The organism is Bacillus coreaensis, from assembly GCF_050586445.1.
GTDB classification, from domain to species: domain Bacteria; phylum Bacillota; class Bacilli; order Bacillales; family Cytobacillaceae; genus Robertmurraya_A; species Robertmurraya_A coreaensis.
Genome location: NZ_JBOCCY010000015.1, coordinates 76,205 through 99,548, shown reverse-complemented (window position 1 = coordinate 99,548; position 23,344 = coordinate 76,205). Strand labels below are relative to the sequence as shown.

The window sequence follows — 23,344 nt, the reverse complement described above, 5'->3', positions numbered from 1 at the left end:
TAAAGAGTAAGATTAGCTCTTAAAGTTAAAACGTTGGCTAGTGTATATTTCAACACTAATCATTTTTTGTTGACGTATGATTTGTTTAGTTTTCAAAGAACAATTTGTTAGGTTATCGCTCAAAAGCGACTTCCTTAATATATCACATCGTCCATTTTAAAGTCAACAACTTTTTTACTTTTGTTTTTTCAAAACGTTGCTTCCTCGTGAGGACAAGAAATAATATATCACGAATAAAATTCAATTTCAATATAATTTTAAAAAAGTTTTTCTTTTAAAAGTAGAATCTCTTAAGAGGAGTAATAGATTTGGTTTGCTAGCATATAAATACTATAAAAAATAATAGAAAGGAGTAACACATGCTATTAGAATCATTCTCCTTATACCTATCACTATTTATGGCCATCTTCTTATTTTACTATGCTTACTGGGAGGGAATTCGAATCGCCAATAGCGAAGGCAAAGTATACGGTGGTACATTTATCTTTACATTCGTTTCAGCTTGTATTTTTTCTGGATTTACCTACACACTCTAAAAGAAGGAGAACCTTTATGTTAAAGGTTCTCCTTCTTATTAACGATTTCTTTAAGTGTATCTTTTTTAATTTTCTTCTGTTTTCCACTTCTCTCATTTAATAAAAACAAGGAGATACCCACAATAACAACGCTTCCCCCTAATACCTGAGTAAATAAAACTTTTTCTGATAAAAGATAATAAGCAAGGATTGTTGCTCCGATCGGCTCAAATAAGATAGCCATCGATATAATGGAAGTACTAATCCACTTGATTGCCCAATTGAATAAGGAATGACCTAATAAGGTAGGGATAAGTGCTAATAAAATAAAGTTCCACCACTCATTTTTCGGATAGGGATATAGAGATTCTCCGACAATAAGGACATAAAGCAATAAAACAATCGAGCTTATACTATATACAACAAATGTATAAGTAACTAAAGAAATTCTCTTTCTTACTGATTGTCCAAACATTAAATACGCTGTAACAAGTGCACATGCTAGTAATGCAAGAATATCCCCAAATAAAGCTGTTCCACTTACTTGAAAATCCCCCCAGCTAATGATGACACTCCCTACAATCGCTGCTACTGCACAAAGTATGGCTTTTAATGTAAAGCGCTCTTTAAAAAACAAAAAAGTACCGACAAATGCAAACAACGGCTGAAGAGTGACAAGTACAGTAGAACTTGCCACAGATGTGTAATTTAAAGATTCAAACCATAATATGAAGTGAAAGGATAAAAACACTCCAGCAAGAATTGCATATAACCAATCTCTTCCCGAGATAAGCGCCAATTCCTTTACATACTTCATTAAAAAGACCGGTAACATAAACAATACAGAGAAAAGTAGTCGGTAAAAAGCAATTACCCCCGAAGGAGCATCAGAAAACTTTACAAAAATGGCGGAAGCTGATACTGCAATTACACCGACGATTAATGCAAAATACGGATTGACTATTGTACGATTCATTCGTTTCCCCTTCTTAATTCCTCCCTGATATCACACTATTTACTCAACGCTTTCGACTTCAACTTGGTTTACACCATTAATTGATTTTAACTCGTAATAAATATCTGTGGTGTAAATACCTTTATAGGTTGTGACTAAGCAACTAATCAAAATATCATCTGTCTCTTCTTTGACCTTTAAGTGTTTCACCCCTAATTTTTTACCTTTAATTTCCTTAATCATTTCTGTCAAGTTGGTTGATTTCTCTAAAAATAATTTCACCTTAATTTCTTTCTCTTTTAACTTTTTCGGCCCAATTTTATCAAATAAAAATGGAATTACTTTAATACCGAAAATTAAGAATAATATGCCAGCAACTGCCTCTATGTAAAAACCAGCACCAATCGTAATTCCAATTCCAGCGGATGCAAGAACCAATGACGCGGTTGTGAGGCCTGAAATGGCTTCATTCCCTCTCTTCATTATTACCCCTGCTCCCAAAAAGCCAATACCACTAATGATATATGAAGGAATTCTGCCTGGATCCATTGGTCTTGAATACTCTTTAGCATATAAAAAGGCGGATTCATATGACACTGTCGTTAACAAACAAGCCATGACAGAAATAATGAGACAAGTTTTCAATCCTAGTGGCTTCCCTTTTAGTTCTCGTTCCAATCCGATGACAATCCCAGCAACTGCAGCAAAAGATAATTTAAAAAGAACATCGTAACGAGTAAATTCTATAAATAGTTCTTTCATATATTATCCCCCTTAATGATGTAGTTATATTTTTGGTGAAAGAATTAGGAAACGATGCGTATATCATATATACCTATTCCATCCGAGCTCCATTCATTCCGTCAATATATTATATGAAATATAACACACAAAAAACGATTTTCCATACAATTTAATTTAATAACGAAAATAATAGAAGGAAGTCAATTGGAACGACTTCCTTCTATATATTTATTTGCATATATTATCGATAGATACTTCCACCTGTTTGTTTAAACTCGTCAGCTTTTTCTTTCATTCCTTTCACCATAGCTTCATTCGTATCAAGTTGGTTTTCTTTTGCGTAATTACGAATATCATGTGAAATCCTCATGCTGCAAAACTTCGGTCCACACATAGAGCAAAAATGGGCTGTTTTAGCTCCCTCTGCAGGTAAGGTTTCATCATGGTACTCCAATGCCCGTTCTGGATCTAAAGATAGATTAAACTGATCTCTCCAGCGGAATTCAAATCTTGCTTTTGATAGAGCATCATCTCTCTTTTGTGCGCCTGGATGACCTTTGGCTAAATCAGCCGCGTGAGCCGCAATCTTATAGGTGATTACCCCTTCCCTAACATCCTCTCTATTAGGTAAGCCTAAATGTTCCTTTGGTGTCACATAACAAAGCATGGCCGTGCCATACCAACCGATCATCGCAGCCCCAATGGCTGATGTGATATGGTCATACCCTGGAGCAATATCAGTCGTTAAAGGCCCTAATGTATAGAATGGAGCTTCCTTACAAACCTCTAATTGTTTATCCATATTCTCTTTAATGAGATGCATTGGTACATGCCCTGGCCCCTCCACCATTACCTGTACATCATGCTCCCATGCAATCTGGGTTAGTTCTCCTAATGTCTCTAGTTCTGCAAACTGTGCCTCATCATTTGCATCTGCAATAGAACCAGGACGTAAACCGTCCCCAAGAGAGAACGCTACATCATAAGCCTTCATAATTTCACAGATTTCGTTAAAATGAGTATAAAGGAAATTTTCCTGGTGATGATACAAACACCACTGAGCCATGATCGAGCCACCTCTTGAAACAATGCCCGTTAATCGTTTCGCCGTTAGAGGAACGTACCTTAAAAGAACCCCGGCATGGATAGTGAAATAATCGACACCTTGCTCTGCTTGCTCAATTAATGTGTCACGATAAACTTCCCAAGTTAAATCCTCGGCAATACCGTTCACTTTTTCAAGTGCTTGATAAATAGGAACTGTACCTACCGGAACGGCAGAATTACGGATGATCCATTCTCTTGTTGTATGAATATTTTTTCCTGTTGATAAATCCATAATGGTATCTGCCCCCCAGCGGGTAGCCCATGTCATTTTTTCCACTTCCTCTTCAATTGAAGAGGAAACAGCTGAGTTTCCGATATTCGCATTTATCTTCACGTGAAAATTACGTCCGATGATCATTGGCTCCATCTCTGGATGATTGATATTCGACGGAATGATCGCTCTTCCTTTTGCCACTTCCTCACGAACAAACTCTGGTTTCATATTTTCTCTAATGGCGATAAACTCCATTTCAGGAGTGATAATCCCTTTTTTGGCATAATGAAGTTGGGTTACATTCTGACCTTTTTTCGCTCGTAATGGTTTTCGGTTGAGTCCCGGAAAGATTTTATGATTCGCTCTTGGGTCATGATCATCTTTAAATCCATTGTCTTCCGGCTTTATTTCTCTTCCTTTATATTCTTCTACATCTTCTCTTTCTCGTATCCAGTTATGTCTTAGATTAGGTAAGCCTTTAGTTATATCGACTGAAAATTGGTTATCGGTATATGGTCCACTTGAATCGTATACCCGAACTGGTAGATTTTCTTCTTCACCAAAAGTTCCAGATGTAGGACTAAGTGCAATTTCTCGCATAGGTACTTGAATATCAGGTCTTGAGCCTTCTACATATACCTTTTTACTTCCTGAAAAACTTGACATAATGGAAATACTCGATTGATTTAATGAAGTTGATGCCATGATAAATCTCTCCTTTTATAAAATGTAATAAAAGGACGAGATCTAGAAAAAACGGGGGATCGAAGTAAGAAAAACACAATAAAAAAGCCGGGTCCAAAAATAGACGGACCCGGCTTAATATGTAGAAGTGTAATCTAAATTAATAGATTGTTATTAACTTCCCCACGCTGGTATGATCCAGATCAGGTCCAAAGGGTCAAGAAACTTAAACGTGTCTCTCTCTCAGCCCAAACTATTGGACTCCCCTAGTTATTGCTATTCAATTCTCATTTATTATACATGAAACCATAGGAAATGGAAGGGTAAATTTTCCTGAATAGTTATAAAAGACCACGATTCAGAACCACTTTATGAAAGATTCGGAAGTTATCGTATAAAGGTTACGAGTTATTCATAACTGCCCTATGAAGCCCTGATATTACATGCCTCCTACAATATTTAGCTTAGGCAAAAAATGCGTTTTCAGGTATTGTAAAAATACAATGATGTAGTATAATATTTTTATATCGTTTCAGAAATTCGGGGCATTAGCTCAGCTGGGAGAGCGCTACGCTGGCAGCGTAGAGGTCAGGGGTTCGAGCCCCCTATGCTCCATACAGGAAAACCCTTGTGTATGATTTAACCCCAAAAATTTAGACAAATAGTTTAGGCAGCTTCCAAGACCTGAGTTCGTTATTCTACTGGACTTAGGTCTTTTAGCTTTGCTTTAATTTGTTTATGATTATAATATTCAATATATTCCAATTCTTCTTCAAAAAGTGCTATGCTTTCTAATTACTGCAGATACAACAACTCAGACTTTAATAAACGATTAAGTCCATATAATTGTGTAAAAAGAAAGAGTCATTTTATTCACTCTTGGCAACACTGTTTTCAGCGACGATAAACAATGAAAAGAGGAAATAAAATGACTCACTTTCAGTTTAACCTAGATTTAGGCCTTTTAAAAGAATCCGTTATCAATTCTAATCTGGATATGGTGATTAAATCAGCGATTGTCTTAGTCCTTAATGAAGTCATGGAAAATGAAAGGGACAATTACTTACGTGCCGCTGCTTATGAACGGTCTCCAGATCGCCGGGACTATCGAAACGGCTACTATGAACGTGAATTGATCCTAGGTATTGGGAAACTAAAGCTAAAGGTACCTCGGACCAGAAATGGAGAGTTTTCCACTTCTGTCTTCGAAAAGTATGCTCGCTGTGACCAAGCCCTAGTCATCTCAATGCTAGAAATGGTCATTAACGGTGTTTCAACTCGGAAAGTTACAAATATTGTTGAGCAGCTTTGTGGGGAAAGTATATCAAAATCGTTTGTATCTTCTCTTACTCAAAAGCTTGACCCCATTGTTAATGAGTGGTCCAAACGCCCTTTGAATGTCATGTATTATCCTTATATTTTTGTGGATGCCATGTATATTAAGGTCAGGGAATATAACCAAGTTGTCTCAAAAGCGGTGTACATTGCGACTGCCATTACCGAGAAGAATACCCGTGAAATCCTTGGGCTTAGTGTGGATCATGCAGAGGATTTCGAGAGTTGGAGTCGTTTCTTCCAACAGCTTAAATCCCGTGGGCTTAAATCTCCAAAACTGGTCATCTCAGATGCTCATCTAGGGCTACAAAAGGCAATACAGCGCGATTTTATTGGTACTACATGGCAAAGATGCACGGTACATTTTAAACGCAACATAATAGGGAAACTCCCTAAGAAGGATTCCACAGAGATACGCACAATGATTAAACGGGTCTTTGAAGCTGTTACGGTGGATGATATCCGCAGGTTTAAGAATGAATTAATGAACCAGTTTGGGGATGAGGCTAAATATGCTAAAGCCTTGGAAACTTTAGATGAAGGCTTCGAAGATGCCATTCAATACCTAAACTTTCCTGAGAAGGTGCACCCTCATATCCAAAGCACAAATTCTCTTGAACGCTTAAACCAGGAAGTCCGTAGAAGGGAGAAAGTTATTCGTATTTTCCCTAATACCCAGTCTGATTTTCGATTGGTAGGTGCTGTTCTTATGCAATACCAGGAGGACTACTCCAAGAGAAAGATAATACTTAATAACAAATAAAACTTTTATTTTCAACGTACTTCCATTATGGAATGATTACATATCCGGGAAGGGCTGTCAAAGTGAAAAGCCTTTGACAGCCCTCCCCGGATATGTAGATAAAAAACCATGGAAGTTTCGTCAAAAAAATTTAAGGGGTATGGATAGAGAATAAGCAAAGGTGAAGCTGAGAACAGTTACTTTTGAAATTACACAATAATCAGGACTTGACTTTAATAAACCAAAGAAATACTCTATGACTGTGGAAATATGGTTTAAAACATAGAAATAAACAAACAAAAATGGGAGGAAAGTCACCACTTTCCTCCCATTACGGTTCACCCATTCTTTATTTGCTTTTATTATCTTTTAATACAGTAGTTGGGATTTCAAATTCCTCATAAGTTATCAATGATGCTTCACCAGTCAAACCGTATTCCTGTGCTGGAAAAGAACCCCACAAACGATTATTTAAGTTACTTGTTACCTTAACTTCTAGTATATTTTCTCCTTTAATAAGTAGCTCAGAAATATCAATACTTGGGTTGGTTATATCAACAGTGTCTGCTTTTTCTCCATTGACAAATATAGATGCTGTTCCCCCATTTAGCGAACCCAGCTTTAAATAAGCTCCATTGTGTTTGTTCCAATTATTTGGTAGTTTAACAGTAGTAGAATAGGATCCAATTCCAGAAACAGATTTCCCTATTTTTTCTATATCTTTCCAAGGTATTAGGTCTGTTGCTCCGACATTTATCAATGGTTTATTGGTTTCATAATATTCTTCAACAGTAATGTAACCTAAGCCACGGTCTTCTTGACGGGTCACTTTCTCTCCCGGTTGCCAATTTTCAACCACAAGATTCCAGTTAGTTAATGAAATATTCTCTGGAGCCTTTACTTGTCTTTCATACTTTTTACCATTACTTAATTGGGCATAATACCTTCCACTATCAGTCACTTTGAAAGTTACTTTTCCATCAACAATTGTGACCTCGTCTGCGTTACTATTTGTTACATAACTTTCGTCTTTGGCATTTGGATCTAATGCAAATACTGCAGTTTCTCCAGGCGCTAAGGTTATATCAACAATGGTTCTGTTATTTTGAATCTTATATTCTCCAATTTCTGTAACATCACCATTCCATGTATCTATTAAGTATGGTTTATAAACACCATCAATTGAGATTTGAGTTGAGTAAGCATTTTCATCATTGTACATATAATTGTATACATAGAGGTACTTTTCATCATCGCCTTCTCTCATAAACGATAATAACTTTTTATTAGCATCCACATATTCTGCACGTGGGTTTACTCCTAACTCTCGCAACGCAGTCTGTGCATCTTCACTGCTTTTAATAACAGCAACATTCTCCAATTGTTTTAAATTTTTCATAACCTCTGATAATTCTTCATCTTTTCCATCATTAAAAGGGGTCCGTATTCCTGCACCATTATGCGTCACAGTATGTTCTGGACGTGTCAGTTCTTGAATTGCACCATCTACGATTACCACTGGAAGCCCTTCCTTTGCCCATTCATAAATAATTTTTGCACTTTCATATTGAAGCTCTTCCTGATAGAGAATAAGTGCCTGGTAACCTGGTCCATCTGGTTGAATAACCCCATTTTTATAATCTATATTTTTATCTGCCAGGATTCCAGGTGAAAAGTAGTTATAGGTATAACCAGTATTTTGTAAGGTCATATCTTGCCAGTACATCCCTTTATTACTACGGAAATAATTTTTTGTATAATCTCTTGTCCTATTTGCCCATGAAGCATTTACGTTATAATCTGTTCGAAGGATACCAATATCAACTCTTGGGCTACCCTGTTGTAAAACTTTTTGTAGACGCGCTATATGTGTATTAATATCCTTGTAATCTTGAGCTGCTGGTTGCCGTTTGTTGAATCGTCCAGAGATGTATTTCCACATCCCTTCGTAACCCGGCCATTGGACTTGACCAGCAGGGCCAGCTTGTGAGGAATAGCCATGAAATACGGTTCTTGCAATACCTGTTGCAAACTGAGCATTTATAATTTGTAAAAAATGATTATAGTTAAATGTGTAGTTTATATAAGAGGCACCTGTTTCACTTGAAAACATCTTATTGTAAAGTTGTGCAGCTCCAGCCATCGTCCGGTAAGCTTCAATTTCACTACCAAACGTGAAAGACTCCGTTTCTACATAGTCCAGTGACTTAATAGGCTCCGAAATTTCAAGATATTGTCCGTATGAACTTTGTCCTCGTAAGCTTATTCCAATCTCACTTAACCATTCCCTTAGCACATCTAAGAATTCTTCCATGTAAAGTTCGGTGTAAGTCTGTCCTAAATCATTTCTTATTTTTTTACTTAACTCACTTTGTCCGTCAATTTCGTACTGATATGATATATCTGTTGCAGTGAAGCCTTTTCCTTTATCAATAATGATTAATGGTAAATATTTAGTTAATTCATAGCCTCGTCTAACCCTAAATTCCTCTAAAAAATCAGTAGTCCAAAACTGTTGAGTTGAATTTTTACCTGTTGTATGCTTTTCAATCGAGTCCATAAACATATTTACTTTACCATTTTCTTTTATCACTTGAATTAATTCTTCTGTAAACACATGCTTCATCCAATAATCGATTAGAGCATTAGCTCCTTCTTTCGAATAATAATTAATTGTATAGGCCGGTTCAACAGCTGGTTCATTTGTCTGCCCAGTACCATAACTCCAAAAGAAAAACATCACGTATTTTCCATCAGATGGGGCGGTCCATTCTATTTTCCAATCCTTTTCAGTTCCAACAGCTAAATCAGTGATGTCTGTTAGGGTTTCATTATTTAACATCCCTACTTTATCGGTTAGCTTAGCTGTCGTTACTCGAACTAAATTAGCCTTTGTTACTCCATCTGGTAAAACTGGTTGTGGAATCGTTCCAGCAAATGAATTTCCTGCGTTTAGTTCTATAGATTTGAATCCAAGTTCCTGTGATGCTGCTTCATCATCAGGTGTTATGTTCATCAAGTTTGCCGTACCCCAATGTGTTCCATTTGTAAAACTTACACCTAATCCTAATTCTGTTGCCCGTTTAATAATTAATTGGGAATCATGTATCCATTCTTCCGAACCCCATGCATAACGTTCTGGGTCAAGGGTATCTTCATCAAGAGTAACGAACTCTACCCCACCGAATCCATTGTCTCTAATTTCTTGGAGTGACTCTAGCAATGTTTCATCAGTATGCGATCCTTGTGCCAACCACCATCTTGTTTCTGGTCGGTATTTCATTTCTGGGGATTCGTACATGGAAATCATCTTTTCTTTAAATGGGTTTGTACTAGTTTGTTTACTACTATTTGCAATCCCACTAGGTATCGCTGAAAATAGTAATAATAAACTCAGTATAATAGTCAAAACATTTTTCATACCAATGTCTCCTTTATCCCTTTTATTAAATTGAAATCGTATTCCTAATCCCACTTTTCCCCATACACTACCTAATGACCATTGCTATCTCTTATTTAGGATATCTCCATCCCCCCATAAAGAAAAAAGTGTTAATAACTCTGTGATTGTTAACGCTTACAATTATCTTAATAAACATTTAAGCATTTTAGTAGGAGACAATTTTCGGCTTTGGGGGAGAATCTTCTGATGTTATCAATATTTTATGAAATTAAAAATTCAAATGAAGCTCTTGCCATACTTTTTTTCTACATTGCGTAACAAATAATCCAATTGAACCCCGTTAACAGTATTTTGATAAAAAAAACACCCCAATAGATAGATTATTAGTCTAACTATTGAGATGCATTTTTTTATTTCTAAAGGTTGCTGTTTGCAGATTAATTTGACTGTGCAGCCATCCATTCCATAATAGTTGTTTCTACACCATCAATTGTTTCAGTTGGTACATTATTGAAAACATAGATCCAAGACCAGTGACCATCGTATTGATACGGTTTTCCATCAGCATTATTATATAACCCTGAAGTATCATGTACATCCTCAAATAAAGTGAAGTAAACATCTGCTCCAGCTTCGATCATACGATTGTACGTTGGAATAGAGTTTAGCGTAGGATCTAAAACTTTATCATTTTTGGCATGAACAAACCAAATAGGAGTCTTAATCATATTTTGAATATCAGCGTCTGTTACCAATGAATTTCTTAAGCCTTCACATACTGGAAATGCAGCTGCAAAATAACCTGGATTATCTCGGATTAATAACATGGTCATATAACCACCATTCGAAGCACCGCCGATATAGATTCTATTTGGGTCAATATCTGGGGTATTCGCTACATAATCTTTAATTAATGCTATTAGCGCTTCACTATAAATAGAAGTACCATCAGCAGTACCATTTTCACCCTGCATCCAATAAGTTGGTGCTTGCGGGGCTAATACATAAGCACCACCATATATTTCCTGTGCTTCATCGGACGCAAAAGCAACGGCTTTGTTAGCGCCAGCTGCAATAGTTGGGTCAGTTCCACCTTCACCACCACCATGCAACCAAATAACTAGTGGATTTTGATGCTTATCTTTAGCTGGTTTGTAATCAGCATAAGATAAGGTAATATCACCATAGGTAGCTTCACCAGTTGAGAACTCATCCAAAAGTTCTTTAGTTTCTCCTGCGAATGTGTCAATTACTAAGTCAGAAATCGTTCCACCCTTTCCTGGATGTGCTACGATATCTTCTACTTGAGTAATGGTATAGTCGTAATCAACCCAATCATTATGACCTGATATAAAATCATAATTTACTGTTGATCCTAATAAATCACTCGGCCCAATTTCCATTTCTAAGACAGCGTACTCTCCTCTACCTTTATCAATTTGGTTCCCATTTTTATCTGAAACATAAGCTTTCGTTACGGTACGGTCACCTTCAACATATGCTCCCCAACCACCCTCAGGAACCCTTGGGTCTTTCTTTTCAACATGAACATTAAAGGTATCCACTGTAACCGCACCTTGTGGAACCGGTTGGCCTAACTCAACTATTATTTTAGTAATTACTGGTCCAAAGTCCTCAACTTCAATTACTGTTCTGTAAGTTGCTTCTTTTTCCTTTGCAGATACACTTAAGCCAAAAGAAAATGTAACAATCGTTACTAACACTAAAAATAGTATCTTTTTAATTTTCATTTCCAATTGTTCCTCCTCTAATATAGTTGTACATCTGTTAAAAACCAAGGTGAGTGTCCCTATACCGAAAATACAATTAACTTAGAATATTACTAGATTCACTCCTTTCCTAAAAGATATTAAAAGTAATAAAATATTAGATTTTATAAATTCTAATTTCTACTACTAATAAGCTTAGAATATGAGATTATCAAATGATCCCACGGATTTGTTGCCGCTTTCAAAAAAATAGATTTAACTCTAAAAGCTAGTAGTTATAAAAAGACTATAAAAATAATTAAAAACATTAGTCTGTGCGTTTTTTTGTAATAACATAGGTGGTTTTTCATAGTAATGTCTAGAGAAAGCAGGATGTTCACCTCTAACTTGAACATCCCCACAGAAAAAGTTAAACATTTTCTCCTCCTGTAAGAATACAGGATATTTTGTGGATTAAAATCTTGGGGGTAACAAGGATCAAACACAAGGGGTTTTCATTTATAATGATCAATCTACATAGGATGAAAGCCATTCTTCACACAACTTAAACCAATGAATGACATGGGAGTTATGATGACTTTGCTTTCTAGCTGTCGTTCTATCACACAAGGCTAAACCATGCTCTCCTTTTTCAAACACATGTAACTCAAACGGCACATTTTTTTCTCTTAATTTCACAGCCAACATTAGAGAATTAGATACATCTACAAGGACATCTTCAAATGTATGCCATATGAACATCGGTGGTGTTTCTTCGTTAACATAATTTAAAATATTATACTTCTCAACATCTTCATCTGTAGGATTTTTAACCCCAAAGAATCTTTCATTTGCTGTATTAGGCTGATTAATTAAAGCTGCTGCAAATCCTAAATCATCTTCATCAAATCGATTTGCTGACACAGCAGGATAGCATGGTATCGCCAGATTTACCTTTAATTTTTCCTTAGTAGTATTCAGTTGTTCTGTTAACCAAGGATCATTCCATCTAGTTGCCATCTCTAAAGTTAAATGTCCTCCAGCAGAAAAGCCACAAACGATGATTTTATCCGTATCTATTAACCACTCATCTGCATGCTCACGAGCATACTTAATAGTCTGAGCCAATTCTAAGAGTGCATTTTGAGGAACATTCTTTACTTGGTCATAAACTGTATACCATAGAACAATACTATGGAAACCTATACTGTTGAATTTCAATGCAATCGGTTCGGCTTCACGGTCACTCGTAAATGCATATCCACCACCTGGGCATACGATCACTAAAGGTCTTTTATTTCCGAAATTATATTCATTTGAATTTTTAAGTAAATAAGTTTCCATGAAAGCCGTTTCGTTTATAGAAATCTTCTCATACAACATCTAAAGTCTCTCCTATACAGTCCGTTTATAAAGCAGCTTTGGATAACTTTATAGTTTCATATAATTCTACAAATTCCGAAGACAAATCTTTTAAGGTAATTGCATTCATTAAATGGTCTTGGGCGTGAACCATGAGTAAGCTAACTTCTGTTTTTTCTCCTCTAATTTGTTTTTGAATTAAAGATGTCTGGATATGGTGTGCTTCATTTAACGCATCACCTGCTTCTTTTAATTTTTCATGAGCGATTGTGAAATCCCCTTGTTTCGCAGCAGCGATCGCCTCCATCGCACTACTTTTTCCATTTCCACCATGTAGTATAATCTGAAAAATAATTTCCTCTAAGTTCTTCATTATATTTCCCTCCAAAATGTTACAGGAGCCCCCTCAAAACCGTGGGGGTTCCAAGGTATATCTAGTTAATTAACTTCTGTTATCCTTTATCCTTGATTAATTAAAGCAAGGGCTGTTTTTAACACTTCAGCACCGTTACACATCCCGTAATGAACTGGGTTAATAGAATCAACTGGGACACTCTTTTCTTCTCCAAGCTTCTTCATTTGTGAAAGTAGGTAGCGTACTTGCGGTCCAAGTAGCATTACATCTGCTTGGTCAATTTGTGTTCTTGCTACTTCAACACTTTCCGCCCAAATCTTGCACTCTAATCCCTGTTCAGCTGCAGCCTTTTGCATTTTTTGTACTAAAAGACTAGTAGACATACCTGCTGCACAACATAATAAAATATTCATTTGTTCATCCCCCTGAAATCTATAAATTTACGATCTCTTTTTTATAACGATTAAACTATCCTGTTCAAAATTATGCATATAGATAACTGTTTTCCCATCAACTACATCTACATTTGGGAAACAAATATTTTTGCTTGTTAAATCAATCATTTTGATATCACAGTTCGATAAATCCATATCAATCTTTACATTCGTATTTACAGGAACGTAAACAAAAGATAATTGTCCATCCTTAGTAGAAGCCATTCTGATATCGGCGATTGGATTTATTATTTTACTTAATGGAACTAATTCATTAATCCCATAGGTCTCAAAGAGATGTTTAATATATCCATAATCCCATGCTCCAGGATACTTTACAGCATCATTCCAAGGGTTGGGACTATCAAATCCCTCTCCTAATAACGCACCAAATTTTTTCCCAATTTTATGCCAGCTATATATTCCGTGTGCACCATAGGTGACACCAGCAGATGCACCTGACAATATACTCATCCAAGCTGCTCTTCTTACATCAAACTGGTAGAATCGCCCATACATATTTCTGCTGTATCCCATTTGTTCATAACATGGTTCTGAATTAATAATGGGCTTTGCTGGATATTTGTTATAGAAACTTTCTGCAAGTAAATAAGGCATTGCAGGATTTTGAGCATTATGACCGGATTGATACATATAGAAATCTATTAAGCCTAAGAACTCTTCAGGAATTTCATCTAATCTTCCCTTTATATGAAGAGTCTGTAATGAAACGGGAGCTAATTCTTTTAAAAGTTTCGATGCTTTTAAGTAATGTTGCTTTGTTTCTTCTGTATCAAAATCAGTATCTCCGCTTATCAAGTATATTGGATCTAAGTCTGAAAATGTTTCATGAACCTTATTAACATAAGAATCAATAAACTCAAATGGCATAATATTTGTATCCACCATTTTACTTGCCCATGTATTTGGTACATAGTTACACCATAATATAACTAGAGCAAGTTCAAAGCCTTTTGCTTTAGCCATCTCACACATCTGTCTTGCACGATCAAAGTACTCTTGGTTCAGATCTGTAAATTTAAAGGTTATTCCATCGTCTGTTGGGAATGGATAATGATTAAGTTCCGTTTCACTAGCATCCCATTGAGGAAGAACATTTATTTGAAGAAAATTGAATCCTTGTAGTTTTCTTAAATTCAGATAATATTCCCATTCTTCTAATGTAATATTTGTAAAAGCACTCCAACAGGTATCAGCTAAATAAAAGAAGGGTTTACCATCCTTTTTTATGACTCTACTTCCCTTTTCAACAGTTAATCCCAATTTCATCACCTCTTATTAAAAATAAAAGTTGTAGATAATTAATTAACCCTACAACTTTTATTTTTATGATTCACTATTAAGCCATTTTTTCTTGTTCGTCTTTCATTTCAACCTTAACGGCATTTTTATCCATCATTTTGATGAATGGAAAATAAATTACCATACCAATTACAACTAATACAACCTGTAAAACTGCTATTTGCCACCCACCCGCTAAAAATCCATTTACAAATATCGGCATACCGAATGGTACTTGTACACCTGTAAGTTTTGGAATGATTCCAGATGCGATTGCACCATATGCTACTAGTACTTGAATAAGCGGGACAGAAATAAAAGGTATAGCCATGATCGGATTTAATACTAGTGGTAAACCAAATATAACTGGTTCATTTATTGTAAACATTCCAGGTCCAATGGCTATTTTTCCGAGAGTCTTAATTTGTTTACTTTTTGCTAATATTAGCATCAAGATAACTAGTGAGAGTGTACCTCCCGCACCACCTATACCCGCAAAAATATCATAGAACGTTTTTCCTAAAATATTTGGTAAATCCCCATTAGCTACCCCGCTAGCTGCAGCTTCCATATTAGCCGTATCCATTGGTAAATATAATGCAGTAATAAATGCACCAACTACGATTGAACCATGAAGACCAAAGAACCATAAAACCATTTGTACAATCACGATCAACAATAAAGACCAAACAGAACCCGTTAAATTTTGAAGAGGAAGAGCGATTACATTATAAACAAATGCTGCAAAAGATCCATAACTTGTAGCGCCAAATAGCATTGCAACGATTAAGAATACAGCTGCAACAATAAGTGATGGAATCAAACCTGCGAATGTATTTGATACTACTGGTGGAACGCTCTCTGGCATTTTAATTGTTATCTTTTTGTTTCCAACCAAATAACAATATAATCTACATGATAACAGTGCAACAACAAGTGCTGTGAATAATCCTTTTGCTCCTAACCATCCAATATCAAGGTAACTAGCTCCATCTACATTTGCAAGAGGTACAACCATCAAAAAACATAGAGTTGAGATAAAAGCAGGAGTAAGTTGATTTTCATCTAAGTATTCAGCTAATTTGTAAGCTATAGTAAACGATGAATATAAAGCTATTAAACTAGTGGTAAGTGTAAAAGCCACATTAAAATATGGTGCAATCCCTGTACTTGCTATAAAATCCTGCCAAGGAGCAATTGGCAATACCATTAACAACAAGGCAATTGAACCAATGATCAGCAAAGGCAATGTAGCCATTAAACCATAAGATATGGCTTTTAAATATTTATTTTGCTGAACATTACCTGCAAACGTCATTGCTTTTTCCATTAATAGTTCTTTATTTTTCATATTAGTCTCAATTCCTTTCATACAACTCAATTAGAAAAGACTTAAAATTCATTGGAGGATAACTTTTTACCACAGTTTCAAAACTATTAGTTCATTGTCATTTTATTAAACAACATGAATACTTAATTCTGTTTTCCACCTCCTTACTATACTAGGATTGATTAACTAACCAAAACACCATGAACCGACTGCTTCCATCCTTGATAATACTTATTTCTCTCATCATTAGTCATAAAAGGTTGATAGACTTGATGTTCCTGATTTAGTTTGTTAATTTCCTCTATAGATCTCCAAATCCCGATTCCTAACCCAGCTAAGTAAACAGAACCCATTGATGATAATTCCGCGACTTTTGAAGCGGTTACATTGATGTCCAACATATCTGCTTGATATTGCATCAATAAGCGGTTGCTAGTTGCTCCTCCATCCACTTTTAGGATGTTTATTTGAATATTGGATTCAGATTGCATCAATTCAATAATATCCCTAACCTGATAGGCAATGCTTTCTAATGCAGCCCGCACAATGTGTGCCTTTCCCGTATCTCGGCTCATTCCTAAAATGGCTGCTCGTGTATATGGATTCCAGTAAGGAGCTCCTAAGCCCACAAAAGCAGGAACAAGATAGACACCTTGATTATCGGGTATAGAGCTTGCCAATTTTTCCGCCTCATCAATTCCATTGATTATTCCGAGCTGCTCTTTTAGCCATTTAATCACATCACCTGTACTGTTAATAATCCCTTCAAGTGCATATTCAACTTTACCATTAAGACCCCACGCAATGGATGATACTAAACCATTGGAAGCTTTTACTAATTCCCCTGTGTGCATCATAACAGAAGTTCCTGTTCCATATGTGGCTTTAGCCATTCCAGATTTAAAACATTTTTGCCCAAATAAAGCACCTTGTGAATCTCCAATTACACCTGAGATTGGAAGAGCTGCGAACGGAAGATTTTGATCTTCCGTCACACCAAATATTTCATTGGAATCTTTTATACCAGGAAGCATGGATCTTGGTATATTAAATAGTTCCAACAAATCATCATCCCATTGAAGAGTATCAATGTTAAAAAGAAGGGTCCTGCTTGCATTCGTATAATCAGTGGCATGTACCTTACCACATGTTAATTTCCAAATCAGCCAACTATCAATCGTTCCTAGCAAAAGCTTGCCTTCTCGTGCCCTATCTTTGACACCATCTACATGATCCAAAATCCATTTGATCTTAGATGCAGAAAAGTAAGGGTCTGCCTTTAAGCCAGTTTTGGATTGTATCATCTCTTCATGTCCCTGGTCTTTTAACTCTTTGCACATATCTGACGTTCTTCGGCATTGCCAAACGATTGCATTATATACTGGGACTCCTGTTTCCTTATCCCACACGACTATCGTTTCTCTTTGATTGGTTATGGCTAAAACTGCTAATTCTTCTTGAGAGATGCCAGATGTTTGGACCAGTTCCTTCATTAGTTTTTTGACATTTTCATAGATTTCAATTGGGTCATGCTCTACCCATCCAGCTTGAGGATAATATTGCTTATGACTTTCAGAACATTTATGAATGATTTGTCCTTTTTCATTTACGAGTAACACTTTTGTTCCTGATGTACTCTGGTCAATAGCGAGGATGTGATTTCCTTTTCCCATAAGATTACCTCATCATTTATCAACCATTTGCATGGCGATATCCTTAACATTTTGTACACTCAAACCATAGTACTCGAAAACTTCAGCAGTTTTCCCAGCAATCGCTGGCTCGTCTGGCAGTCCAAGAATTTTGACAGGAACCGGGTGACTTTGTGAAACAACTTCTGCTACCGCTGAACCTAACCCGCCATAGATGCTATGTTCTTCTATAGTGATGATTCTTCCTGTTTCTTGAGCTGCTTTTAGAATTGCTTCATTATCCAACGGCTTAATGGTATGCATATTGATAACTCTACAACCGATGCCTTCTAACTTCAGTGCTTCTGCGGAATCTAACGCCACTCTGACAGTTTCCCCAGCTGCAATAATGGTAATATCCTTTCCTTCCGTCATTGTAACGGCTCTACCGATTTGAAACTCGTAATCTTCCGATACATACGAATCCTCTACTGGATTTCGGCCAATTCGTAGATAAACCGGTCGGTCATATTCAACCAAAGCTTCAATCATTTTTTTTGCCTCATGACGATCTGCTGGCATCATGACATCCAAACCAGGAATAGCACGAGTAACAGCTAGATCCTGTAAAGAATGATGAGACATACCAAGCGCACCGTAACTAACCCCTCCACTAATACCGATTAACTTAACATTTGTATTGGAATACGCCACATCTACTTTAATCTGTTCAATACTTCTCATACTTAAGAAACAAGCAGGTGATGCAACAAATGCCTTTTTGCCAGAAGCGGCCAATCCTGCCGCAATTCCAACGAGGTTTTGCTCAGCAATACCGACCTCTACAATTTGATCCGGTAATTCTTTGCCAAACTCTACAAGAGAGGCAGACCCCCTAGAGTCGCTTGTTAAGACTAAAATATCTTTATTTTCGTTAGCTAGCTCTAATAAAACCTCACTGATAGCTTGACGATTCGCGATCTTATTTCCTTTTGCACTCTGTAAAGCAACATTACTCATTGTAGCACCTCCAGTTGCTTTGAAAGTTCTTCTATTGCCATTTCATATTCCTCTTTACTCGGTACATGATGATGCCATTTCGCTACATTTTCTGCAAATGAAATTCCCTTGCCCTTTACTGTATTGGCAACAATTAATGTCGGTTTTCCAAACACTTTTGGAGTTCCCTCCAAAACATTCACTAACTGTTCAATGTCATTCCCATCAACTTCTACAACTTCCCATCCAAATGCTCTCCACTTTTCTCCGAACGGCTCAAGCGACATTACATCTTCCGTACTTCCTGTAATTTGCAATCCATTGCGATCAATGATAGCTATTAAATTATCAAGCTTGTAATGTGCAGCTGCCATAGCTCCTTCCCAAACGGAACCTTCTGCCTGTTCGCCGTCTCCCATTAAGGTATACACTCGATACGGTTTTCCATCCTTCTTGGCAGCCAAGGCCATTCCAATGGAGATTGGAAGTCCATGTCCCAAAGCCCCTGTATTCATTTCCACACCAGGTACTTTATTGTTTGGATGACCTATTAATCTAGTATTAAATTGAGAGAACGTTTTTAATTCCTCTTTTGGAAAGAAACCCTTATCTGCTAATATTGCCCAGTAAGATTCCACAGCATGACCTTTACTTTGAACATAACGATCTCGGTCTTCCCATTTAGGATTCTTTGGATCAACCTTCATAATATGATAGTAAAGAACCGTTAAGATATCCGTGTTGGATAGAGAGCCACCTGTATGACCAGTACCCGCTTCATAAATCATTTTTAGCAATTCCATGCGAATTTCTGTAGCTTTTCGTTTTAGAAACTCAATATTCTTCACCCTTATCTCCTCCTGTTCTATTTATTAAGATCACTTCCACGAAGCCATGCTCTTATTTCACTTTCAGTTGGATCTACTGGATCAGGAGTTAAACCAGGAATATATTCGCATGCTTCAAACAGTGCCGGAATAACGTCAGCATGGACACCTACTGAATGGTGAATATATGGTCCTTTTACTAACTTTTCTTCCCATAACGGCCAATCGTTTACTTCTACCCAAACATATGAACCTCGGGTGAATGGACCTTCAATCCCCTTTGCTTTACCAAGGAAGATAGAATATTCGCCATGATCTCCGTCAAAGCGTGCAATCGTCATTTCTCCCCCCTTGATTTCTCCTTCATGTGTTCCCGGAGAATGATCGTCAAACAAGAAGTGTTTGTTTAGCTTTGGTTTTTCTTCCACACTTAACGATACAGGGAAGTTACCACAGTGGAATAATAATTCGCCATTTGGATTTTCAGGGTGACGTACAGTTATATCTGCAAAAAATGTTGGTTTTGTGTTTAATGTTGCTGCTTGAACCATAATGGAGGTAATTGCACCATGGATGTCTGTTTCACATGTTACTGGAATTTGTTCGTCTGTAAGAATCGCATTAGCCAAACAAGGCATGATGCCAATGATGTCTTGCAAGGTAGACCAGCATTGAATCGCAATCGCTGTACTTCCTGTATCAGCAGCAAGCTGCTTCATCGCAACCTTCAAGGATGCAATTCGTCGAACGTCCTGTTCTGTCACTTCGCTCCAATCAAGCTTTTCCTTAATATAGTTCATGGACTCATCTAACTCAGGACTGTCAATCTTTTCAATTTTCAAAGTTACTTTTTTCAACTCTTCAAGCGTAATCGGATGAACTTGGATTCCAAATGTCTCTAACAATTCACCTTCATTACAAATAACTGACCAAAAATCAGATGGCCTAGTTGAAATTTGCAAGATTCTTAGATTTGTAAATTGCTTTACAACATTGGCTGCTGCAATAAAATTCCTAAAGCCTCTTTCAAAAACAGGACTATCCACGCTGCAGTTCGTAATATACGTGAATTTCACGTTAAACCTTCTAAGAACTTTACCTGTTGCAAATAGTCCACATTGCGTATCACGGAGACGCATCCCATTTTCTAAAGGAGCTTCATCTCTTGGACCCCAAAGTAAAACGGGTTTACCAATAGCTTTTGCTACTCGCGCTACGATGTCTTCCGTTCCAAAATTACAATGAGGAAAAAATAAAGCATCTACCTCTAAATCTCTAAATTTTTTAATAATCATCGATTCTTGAGAACGATCGTACAATAACCCTTCTTCATTAATTCCTTCTAAATCAACAATTTCCAACTCAAGTCCAAAACTTTCAATTTTTTCTCTGATTAAATTTTTAAATTTTAGTGCATCCTCTTTACTAAATACAAATCTCCGAGTTGGAGCAAAACCAAGTTTGAGTTTTTTCATGACTACCCTCCGAAGTATATTACATTAATTAAATTGATCTAATTAACTAAACTTTTTTAGTTTTTTTACTTAAAACCGCTTACATACCCTTCGTTCAAGGAATTCCCTTGAGGTAATATTATCAACCTCTAGACTAATAGTCAATATTTTAAATAAATTTTTTTAGTTATTTTTATATAATTTTAGATTAATTTTATATAAAAATACAAAATCGTGTCATAAAATAGGACTATTTCTCATATTACAATGTAATCTTCATCAGTTTTATATAAAAAATAACTAAACAAAATCTAAATACTAACTAAACAAAATAAAAGTGTGTTATAATTCGTTTATATTCAATACAAACAACTTAACACTTCTAGGAAGGTGCATTTATTTGAAAATAGATGATATCGCTAAATTAGCGAATGTATCAAAATCAGCGGTCTCTTTAGCACTAAACGGGAAAAACGGAGTAAGTGAGAAAACTCGTAATAAAATTTTGAAAATCGCAGAGGATTATGGTTACATTCCACGTCCTATTATTAAAGCTGAACAAGTTTATCAAACGAATACTAAACTACTGAGATTTGTTGCTGTGACAAATGCAGGTATTGTAACAGAACAATTTGAATCACTTCCATTTTTCATGGAGTTGATCAAAAGTATTGATACTGAAATTGTTTCTAGTGGTTATTCCTTAATGGTTTCATCTATAAATATAGAAACATTTGAGGATGAAATAACTAGACTAGAAAAAGAGCAAAAGTCCGCTGGGATCTTGTTATTGGGTACCAATTTAACTTCTGAGCAAATCAGAATTATTTCAGATATTCAACCAAATTTAGTTGTTTTAGATACTTGCTTTGAAACACTAGACGTTAACTTTGTTGTGATGAACAATATATACGGTGCTTATGAGGCTGCACAGTATTTAATGGAACACGGACATCATGATATTGGTTATGTTCAATCGAATATCAGAATGTACAATTTTGATATGAGGAAAAAAGGTTTTATTCAAGCATTAACAGAACGAAATCTAAATATTAGTGAAAACAATTATTTTTCAATATCCCCAACAACTATTTCATCTCAAGAGACTTTTGTAGAGAAAATTAGAAATAATTGTAACCAACTACCAACTGCTTTATTTTGCGAAGCAGATTATATGGCAATTAGTGTTATTAAATCACTTACCGAATTAGGGATTAAAGTGCCAGATGATATTTCAGTAATTGGTTTTGATGACATTTTTGAATCGCAAGTTATCACCCCAGAATTAACAACTATTCGTGTTAAAAAAGATAGAATTGCGCTTTTTGCGGTTGAAATACTAATCCGACAGATTGAAAATAACAACTTTGATAAAATTAAAGTATTTGTTGATACGGAACTGATTGAGAGAAACTCATGTTCAGAAAAAAACTAGTTAAATAAAAATTAAGGATGAATTTTATATGCTGAGTTCAATATTAGATGCAATTGAAGATTTAAAAAATGGAAAAATCATTATAGTGATGGATGACGAAAAGAGGGAAAATGAAGGTGATTTTTTAGCTCTTGCTGAAAATATAACAGCTGAGACAATAAACTTTATGATCCAATATGGTCGTGGCTTGGTATGCTGCCCCATTACAAGAGAAAGAGCAGAACAATTAGGATTTCAAATCATGGTTTCGGAGAATACGGAAAGTTTAAAGACCGCATTTACTGTTTCAGTTGATCATCGTTCTAATAGTACAGGAATTTCTGCTTATGAACGAGCAGATACCGTTCGAGCAATAGCAAATCCTGAATCCATCCCAAGTGATTTTAGAAAGCCAGGACATATGTTTCCCCTAATAGCAGTTGATGGGGGTGTGCTTGAGAGACCTGGACATACCGAAGCAGCTGTTGACTTAGCAAAACTATCTGGAAGTTTCCCTGCGGCAGTTATTTGTGAAGTAATTAAAGATGATGGGAAAATGGCACGATTGAATGATTTAAAAGAATTCTCAGATACTTACAATTTAAAAATAATAACAATTAAGGATTTAGTTACATTTTTGCAGGGAGATAACACCAACTCCTAAAACAGTTATCTTAAAGCCTTAAGTAAAATAAGAAGGTGTATAACATCAAAAGAGTAAATACCAGTAGCCCAATGACATTGAGTCATTGGGCTTTTTTAATATTCATCGTATTACTTTTATGACTATGAACTCCTATAAAAGAGAAAGTAGCATAAAACTAAGTA

The 23,344-nt window shown here is 36.1% G+C and carries 17 protein-coding genes, 1 tRNA gene, 2 pseudogenes and 1 riboswitch; of the genes and pseudogenes, 5 read left to right on the top strand and 15 right to left on the bottom strand.

Annotated features, from left to right (window positions below):
- The first annotated feature begins 359 nt into the window (after window positions 1-359).
- Window positions 360-536, top strand: coding sequence for a hypothetical protein (locus ACQ5H4_RS18790; RefSeq protein WP_430776522.1), 177 nt, complete (start codon window positions 360-362; stop codon window positions 534-536).
- A gap of 19 nt (window positions 537-555) precedes the next feature.
- Here the strand turns inward: ACQ5H4_RS18790 and ACQ5H4_RS18785 are convergent, their stop codons facing one another.
- From ACQ5H4_RS18785 to thiC, 3 genes are all read right to left on the bottom strand, one after another.
- Complete coding sequence (locus tag ACQ5H4_RS18785) at window positions 556-1,491, bottom strand: DMT family transporter (protein WP_430776521.1); 936 nt, start codon at window positions 1,489-1,491, stop codon at window positions 556-558.
- Window positions 1,492-1,530: 39 nt separating this feature from the next.
- Window positions 1,531-2,232, bottom strand: coding sequence for an MgtC/SapB family protein (locus ACQ5H4_RS18780; RefSeq protein WP_430776520.1), 702 nt, complete (start codon window positions 2,230-2,232; stop codon window positions 1,531-1,533).
- Between the two features lie 223 nt (window positions 2,233-2,455).
- Window positions 2,456-4,240 (bottom strand): phosphomethylpyrimidine synthase ThiC, encoded by a 1,785-nt coding sequence (gene thiC / locus ACQ5H4_RS18775; protein ID WP_430776519.1) that lies wholly within the window; start codon window positions 4,238-4,240, stop codon window positions 2,456-2,458.
- 142 nt (window positions 4,241-4,382) lie between these two features.
- Window positions 4,383-4,497: riboswitch (TPP riboswitch) on the bottom strand.
- Window positions 4,498-4,761: 264 nt separating this feature from the next.
- On the opposite strand from thiC, the gene ACQ5H4_RS18770 reads away from it, so the two are divergent.
- Window positions 4,762-4,834 (top strand) — tRNA-Ala (locus ACQ5H4_RS18770).
- A 78-nt stretch (window positions 4,835-4,912) separates the two neighbouring features.
- Here the strand turns inward: ACQ5H4_RS18770 and ACQ5H4_RS18765 are convergent.
- A pseudogene (locus tag ACQ5H4_RS18765) lies at window positions 4,913-5,047 on the bottom strand (IS3 family transposase); the annotation flags it as partial.
- A gap of 100 nt (window positions 5,048-5,147) precedes the next feature.
- On the opposite strand from ACQ5H4_RS18765, the gene ACQ5H4_RS18760 reads away from it, so the two are divergent.
- Complete coding sequence (locus ACQ5H4_RS18760; protein WP_430776518.1) at window positions 5,148-6,317, top strand: IS256 family transposase; 1,170 nt, start codon at window positions 5,148-5,150, stop codon at window positions 6,315-6,317.
- Between the two features lie 328 nt (window positions 6,318-6,645).
- Here the strand turns inward: ACQ5H4_RS18760 and ACQ5H4_RS18755 are convergent, their stop codons facing one another.
- The 11 genes from ACQ5H4_RS18755 to ACQ5H4_RS18705 form a co-directional block, all read right to left on the bottom strand.
- The gene (locus ACQ5H4_RS18755) at window positions 6,646-9,717 is read right to left on the bottom strand and encodes a glycosyl hydrolase (RefSeq protein WP_430776517.1); all 3,072 of its coding nucleotides are present in this window, start codon (window positions 9,715-9,717) and stop codon (window positions 6,646-6,648) included.
- Between the two features lie 419 nt (window positions 9,718-10,136).
- Window positions 10,137-11,450 carry a prolyl oligopeptidase family serine peptidase gene (locus tag ACQ5H4_RS18750; protein WP_430776516.1) on the bottom strand — a complete coding sequence of 438 codons (1,314 nt, stop codon included), beginning with the start codon at window positions 11,448-11,450 and terminating at the stop codon, window positions 10,137-10,139.
- A gap of 486 nt (window positions 11,451-11,936) precedes the next feature.
- Window positions 11,937-12,791 (bottom strand): alpha/beta hydrolase, encoded by an 855-nt coding sequence (locus ACQ5H4_RS18745; RefSeq protein ID WP_430776515.1) that lies wholly within the window; start codon window positions 12,789-12,791, stop codon window positions 11,937-11,939.
- A 25-nt stretch (window positions 12,792-12,816) separates the two neighbouring features.
- The gene (locus ACQ5H4_RS18740) at window positions 12,817-13,143 is read right to left on the bottom strand and encodes a PTS lactose/cellobiose transporter subunit IIA (protein ID WP_430776514.1); all 327 of its coding nucleotides are present in this window, start codon (window positions 13,141-13,143) and stop codon (window positions 12,817-12,819) included.
- 86 nt (window positions 13,144-13,229) lie between these two features.
- Window positions 13,230-13,538 carry a PTS sugar transporter subunit IIB gene (locus ACQ5H4_RS18735; RefSeq protein ID WP_430776513.1) on the bottom strand — a complete coding sequence of 103 codons (309 nt, stop codon included), beginning with the start codon at window positions 13,536-13,538 and terminating at the stop codon, window positions 13,230-13,232.
- 27 nt (window positions 13,539-13,565) lie between these two features.
- The gene (locus ACQ5H4_RS18730) at window positions 13,566-14,849 is read right to left on the bottom strand and encodes a glycoside hydrolase family 140 protein (protein ID WP_430776512.1); all 1,284 of its coding nucleotides are present in this window, start codon (window positions 14,847-14,849) and stop codon (window positions 13,566-13,568) included.
- Between the two features lie 70 nt (window positions 14,850-14,919).
- Complete coding sequence (locus tag ACQ5H4_RS18725) at window positions 14,920-16,212, bottom strand: PTS sugar transporter subunit IIC (protein WP_430776511.1); 1,293 nt, start codon at window positions 16,210-16,212, stop codon at window positions 14,920-14,922.
- A 161-nt stretch (window positions 16,213-16,373) separates the two neighbouring features.
- Entirely contained in the window at window positions 16,374-17,864 is a 1,491-nt protein-coding gene (gene glpK / locus ACQ5H4_RS18720) for a glycerol kinase GlpK (RefSeq protein WP_430776510.1), read from the bottom strand.
- Window positions 17,865-17,876: 12 nt separating this feature from the next.
- Window positions 17,877-18,842 (bottom strand): transketolase family protein, encoded by a 966-nt coding sequence (locus ACQ5H4_RS18715; RefSeq protein WP_430776509.1) that lies wholly within the window; start codon window positions 18,840-18,842, stop codon window positions 17,877-17,879.
- Window positions 18,839-19,669 carry a transketolase gene (locus ACQ5H4_RS18710; protein ID WP_430776508.1) on the bottom strand — a complete coding sequence of 277 codons (831 nt, stop codon included), beginning with the start codon at window positions 19,667-19,669 and terminating at the stop codon, window positions 18,839-18,841. The genes ACQ5H4_RS18715 and ACQ5H4_RS18710 overlap by 4 nt, the downstream gene beginning before the upstream one ends.
- Window positions 19,670-19,686: 17 nt before the next feature.
- Window positions 19,687-21,123 (bottom strand): L-fucose/L-arabinose isomerase family protein, encoded by a 1,437-nt coding sequence (locus ACQ5H4_RS18705; protein WP_430776507.1) that lies wholly within the window; start codon window positions 21,121-21,123, stop codon window positions 19,687-19,689.
- Between the two features lie 379 nt (window positions 21,124-21,502).
- On the opposite strand from ACQ5H4_RS18705, the gene ACQ5H4_RS18700 reads away from it, so the two are divergent.
- Entirely contained in the window at window positions 21,503-22,537 is a 1,035-nt protein-coding gene (locus tag ACQ5H4_RS18700; RefSeq protein WP_430776506.1) for a LacI family DNA-binding transcriptional regulator, read from the top strand.
- A 28-nt stretch (window positions 22,538-22,565) separates the two neighbouring features.
- Window positions 22,566-23,153 (top strand): annotated as a pseudogene (ribB, locus tag ACQ5H4_RS18695) (3,4-dihydroxy-2-butanone-4-phosphate synthase); the annotation flags it as partial.
- Window positions 23,154-23,344: the final 191 nt, after the last annotated feature.

What these genes read in the sequence shown, in the direction of transcription:
- ACQ5H4_RS18790 (WP_430776522.1), top strand. Translation starts at nt 360, where the DNA reads ATGCTATTAGAATCATTCTCCTTATACCTATCACTATTTATGGCCATC.
- ACQ5H4_RS18785 (WP_430776521.1), bottom strand. Translation starts at nt 1,491, where the DNA reads ATGAATCGTACAATAGTCAATCCGTATTTTGCATTAATCGTCGGTGTA.
- ACQ5H4_RS18780 (WP_430776520.1), bottom strand. Translation starts at nt 2,232, where the DNA reads ATGAAAGAACTATTTATAGAATTTACTCGTTACGATGTTCTTTTTAAA.
- thiC (WP_430776519.1), bottom strand. Translation starts at nt 4,240, where the DNA reads ATGGCATCAACTTCATTAAATCAATCGAGTATTTCCATTATGTCAAGT.
- ACQ5H4_RS18760 (WP_430776518.1), top strand. Translation starts at nt 5,148, where the DNA reads ATGACTCACTTTCAGTTTAACCTAGATTTAGGCCTTTTAAAAGAATCC.
- ACQ5H4_RS18755 (WP_430776517.1), bottom strand. Translation starts at nt 9,717, where the DNA reads ATGAAAAATGTTTTGACTATTATACTGAGTTTATTATTACTATTTTCA.
- ACQ5H4_RS18750 (WP_430776516.1), bottom strand. Translation starts at nt 11,450, where the DNA reads ATGAAAATTAAAAAGATACTATTTTTAGTGTTAGTAACGATTGTTACA.
- ACQ5H4_RS18745 (WP_430776515.1), bottom strand. Translation starts at nt 12,791, where the DNA reads ATGTTGTATGAGAAGATTTCTATAAACGAAACGGCTTTCATGGAAACT.
- ACQ5H4_RS18740 (WP_430776514.1), bottom strand. Translation starts at nt 13,143, where the DNA reads ATGAAGAACTTAGAGGAAATTATTTTTCAGATTATACTACATGGTGGA.
- ACQ5H4_RS18735 (WP_430776513.1), bottom strand. Translation starts at nt 13,538, where the DNA reads ATGAATATTTTATTATGTTGTGCAGCAGGTATGTCTACTAGTCTTTTA.
- ACQ5H4_RS18730 (WP_430776512.1), bottom strand. Translation starts at nt 14,849, where the DNA reads ATGAAATTGGGATTAACTGTTGAAAAGGGAAGTAGAGTCATAAAAAAG.
- ACQ5H4_RS18725 (WP_430776511.1), bottom strand. Translation starts at nt 16,212, where the DNA reads ATGAAAAATAAAGAACTATTAATGGAAAAAGCAATGACGTTTGCAGGT.
- glpK (WP_430776510.1), bottom strand. Translation starts at nt 17,864, where the DNA reads ATGGGAAAAGGAAATCACATCCTCGCTATTGACCAGAGTACATCAGGA.
- ACQ5H4_RS18715 (WP_430776509.1), bottom strand. Translation starts at nt 18,842, where the DNA reads ATGAGTAATGTTGCTTTACAGAGTGCAAAAGGAAATAAGATCGCGAAT.
- ACQ5H4_RS18705 (WP_430776507.1), bottom strand. Translation starts at nt 21,123, where the DNA reads ATGAAAAAACTCAAACTTGGTTTTGCTCCAACTCGGAGATTTGTATTT.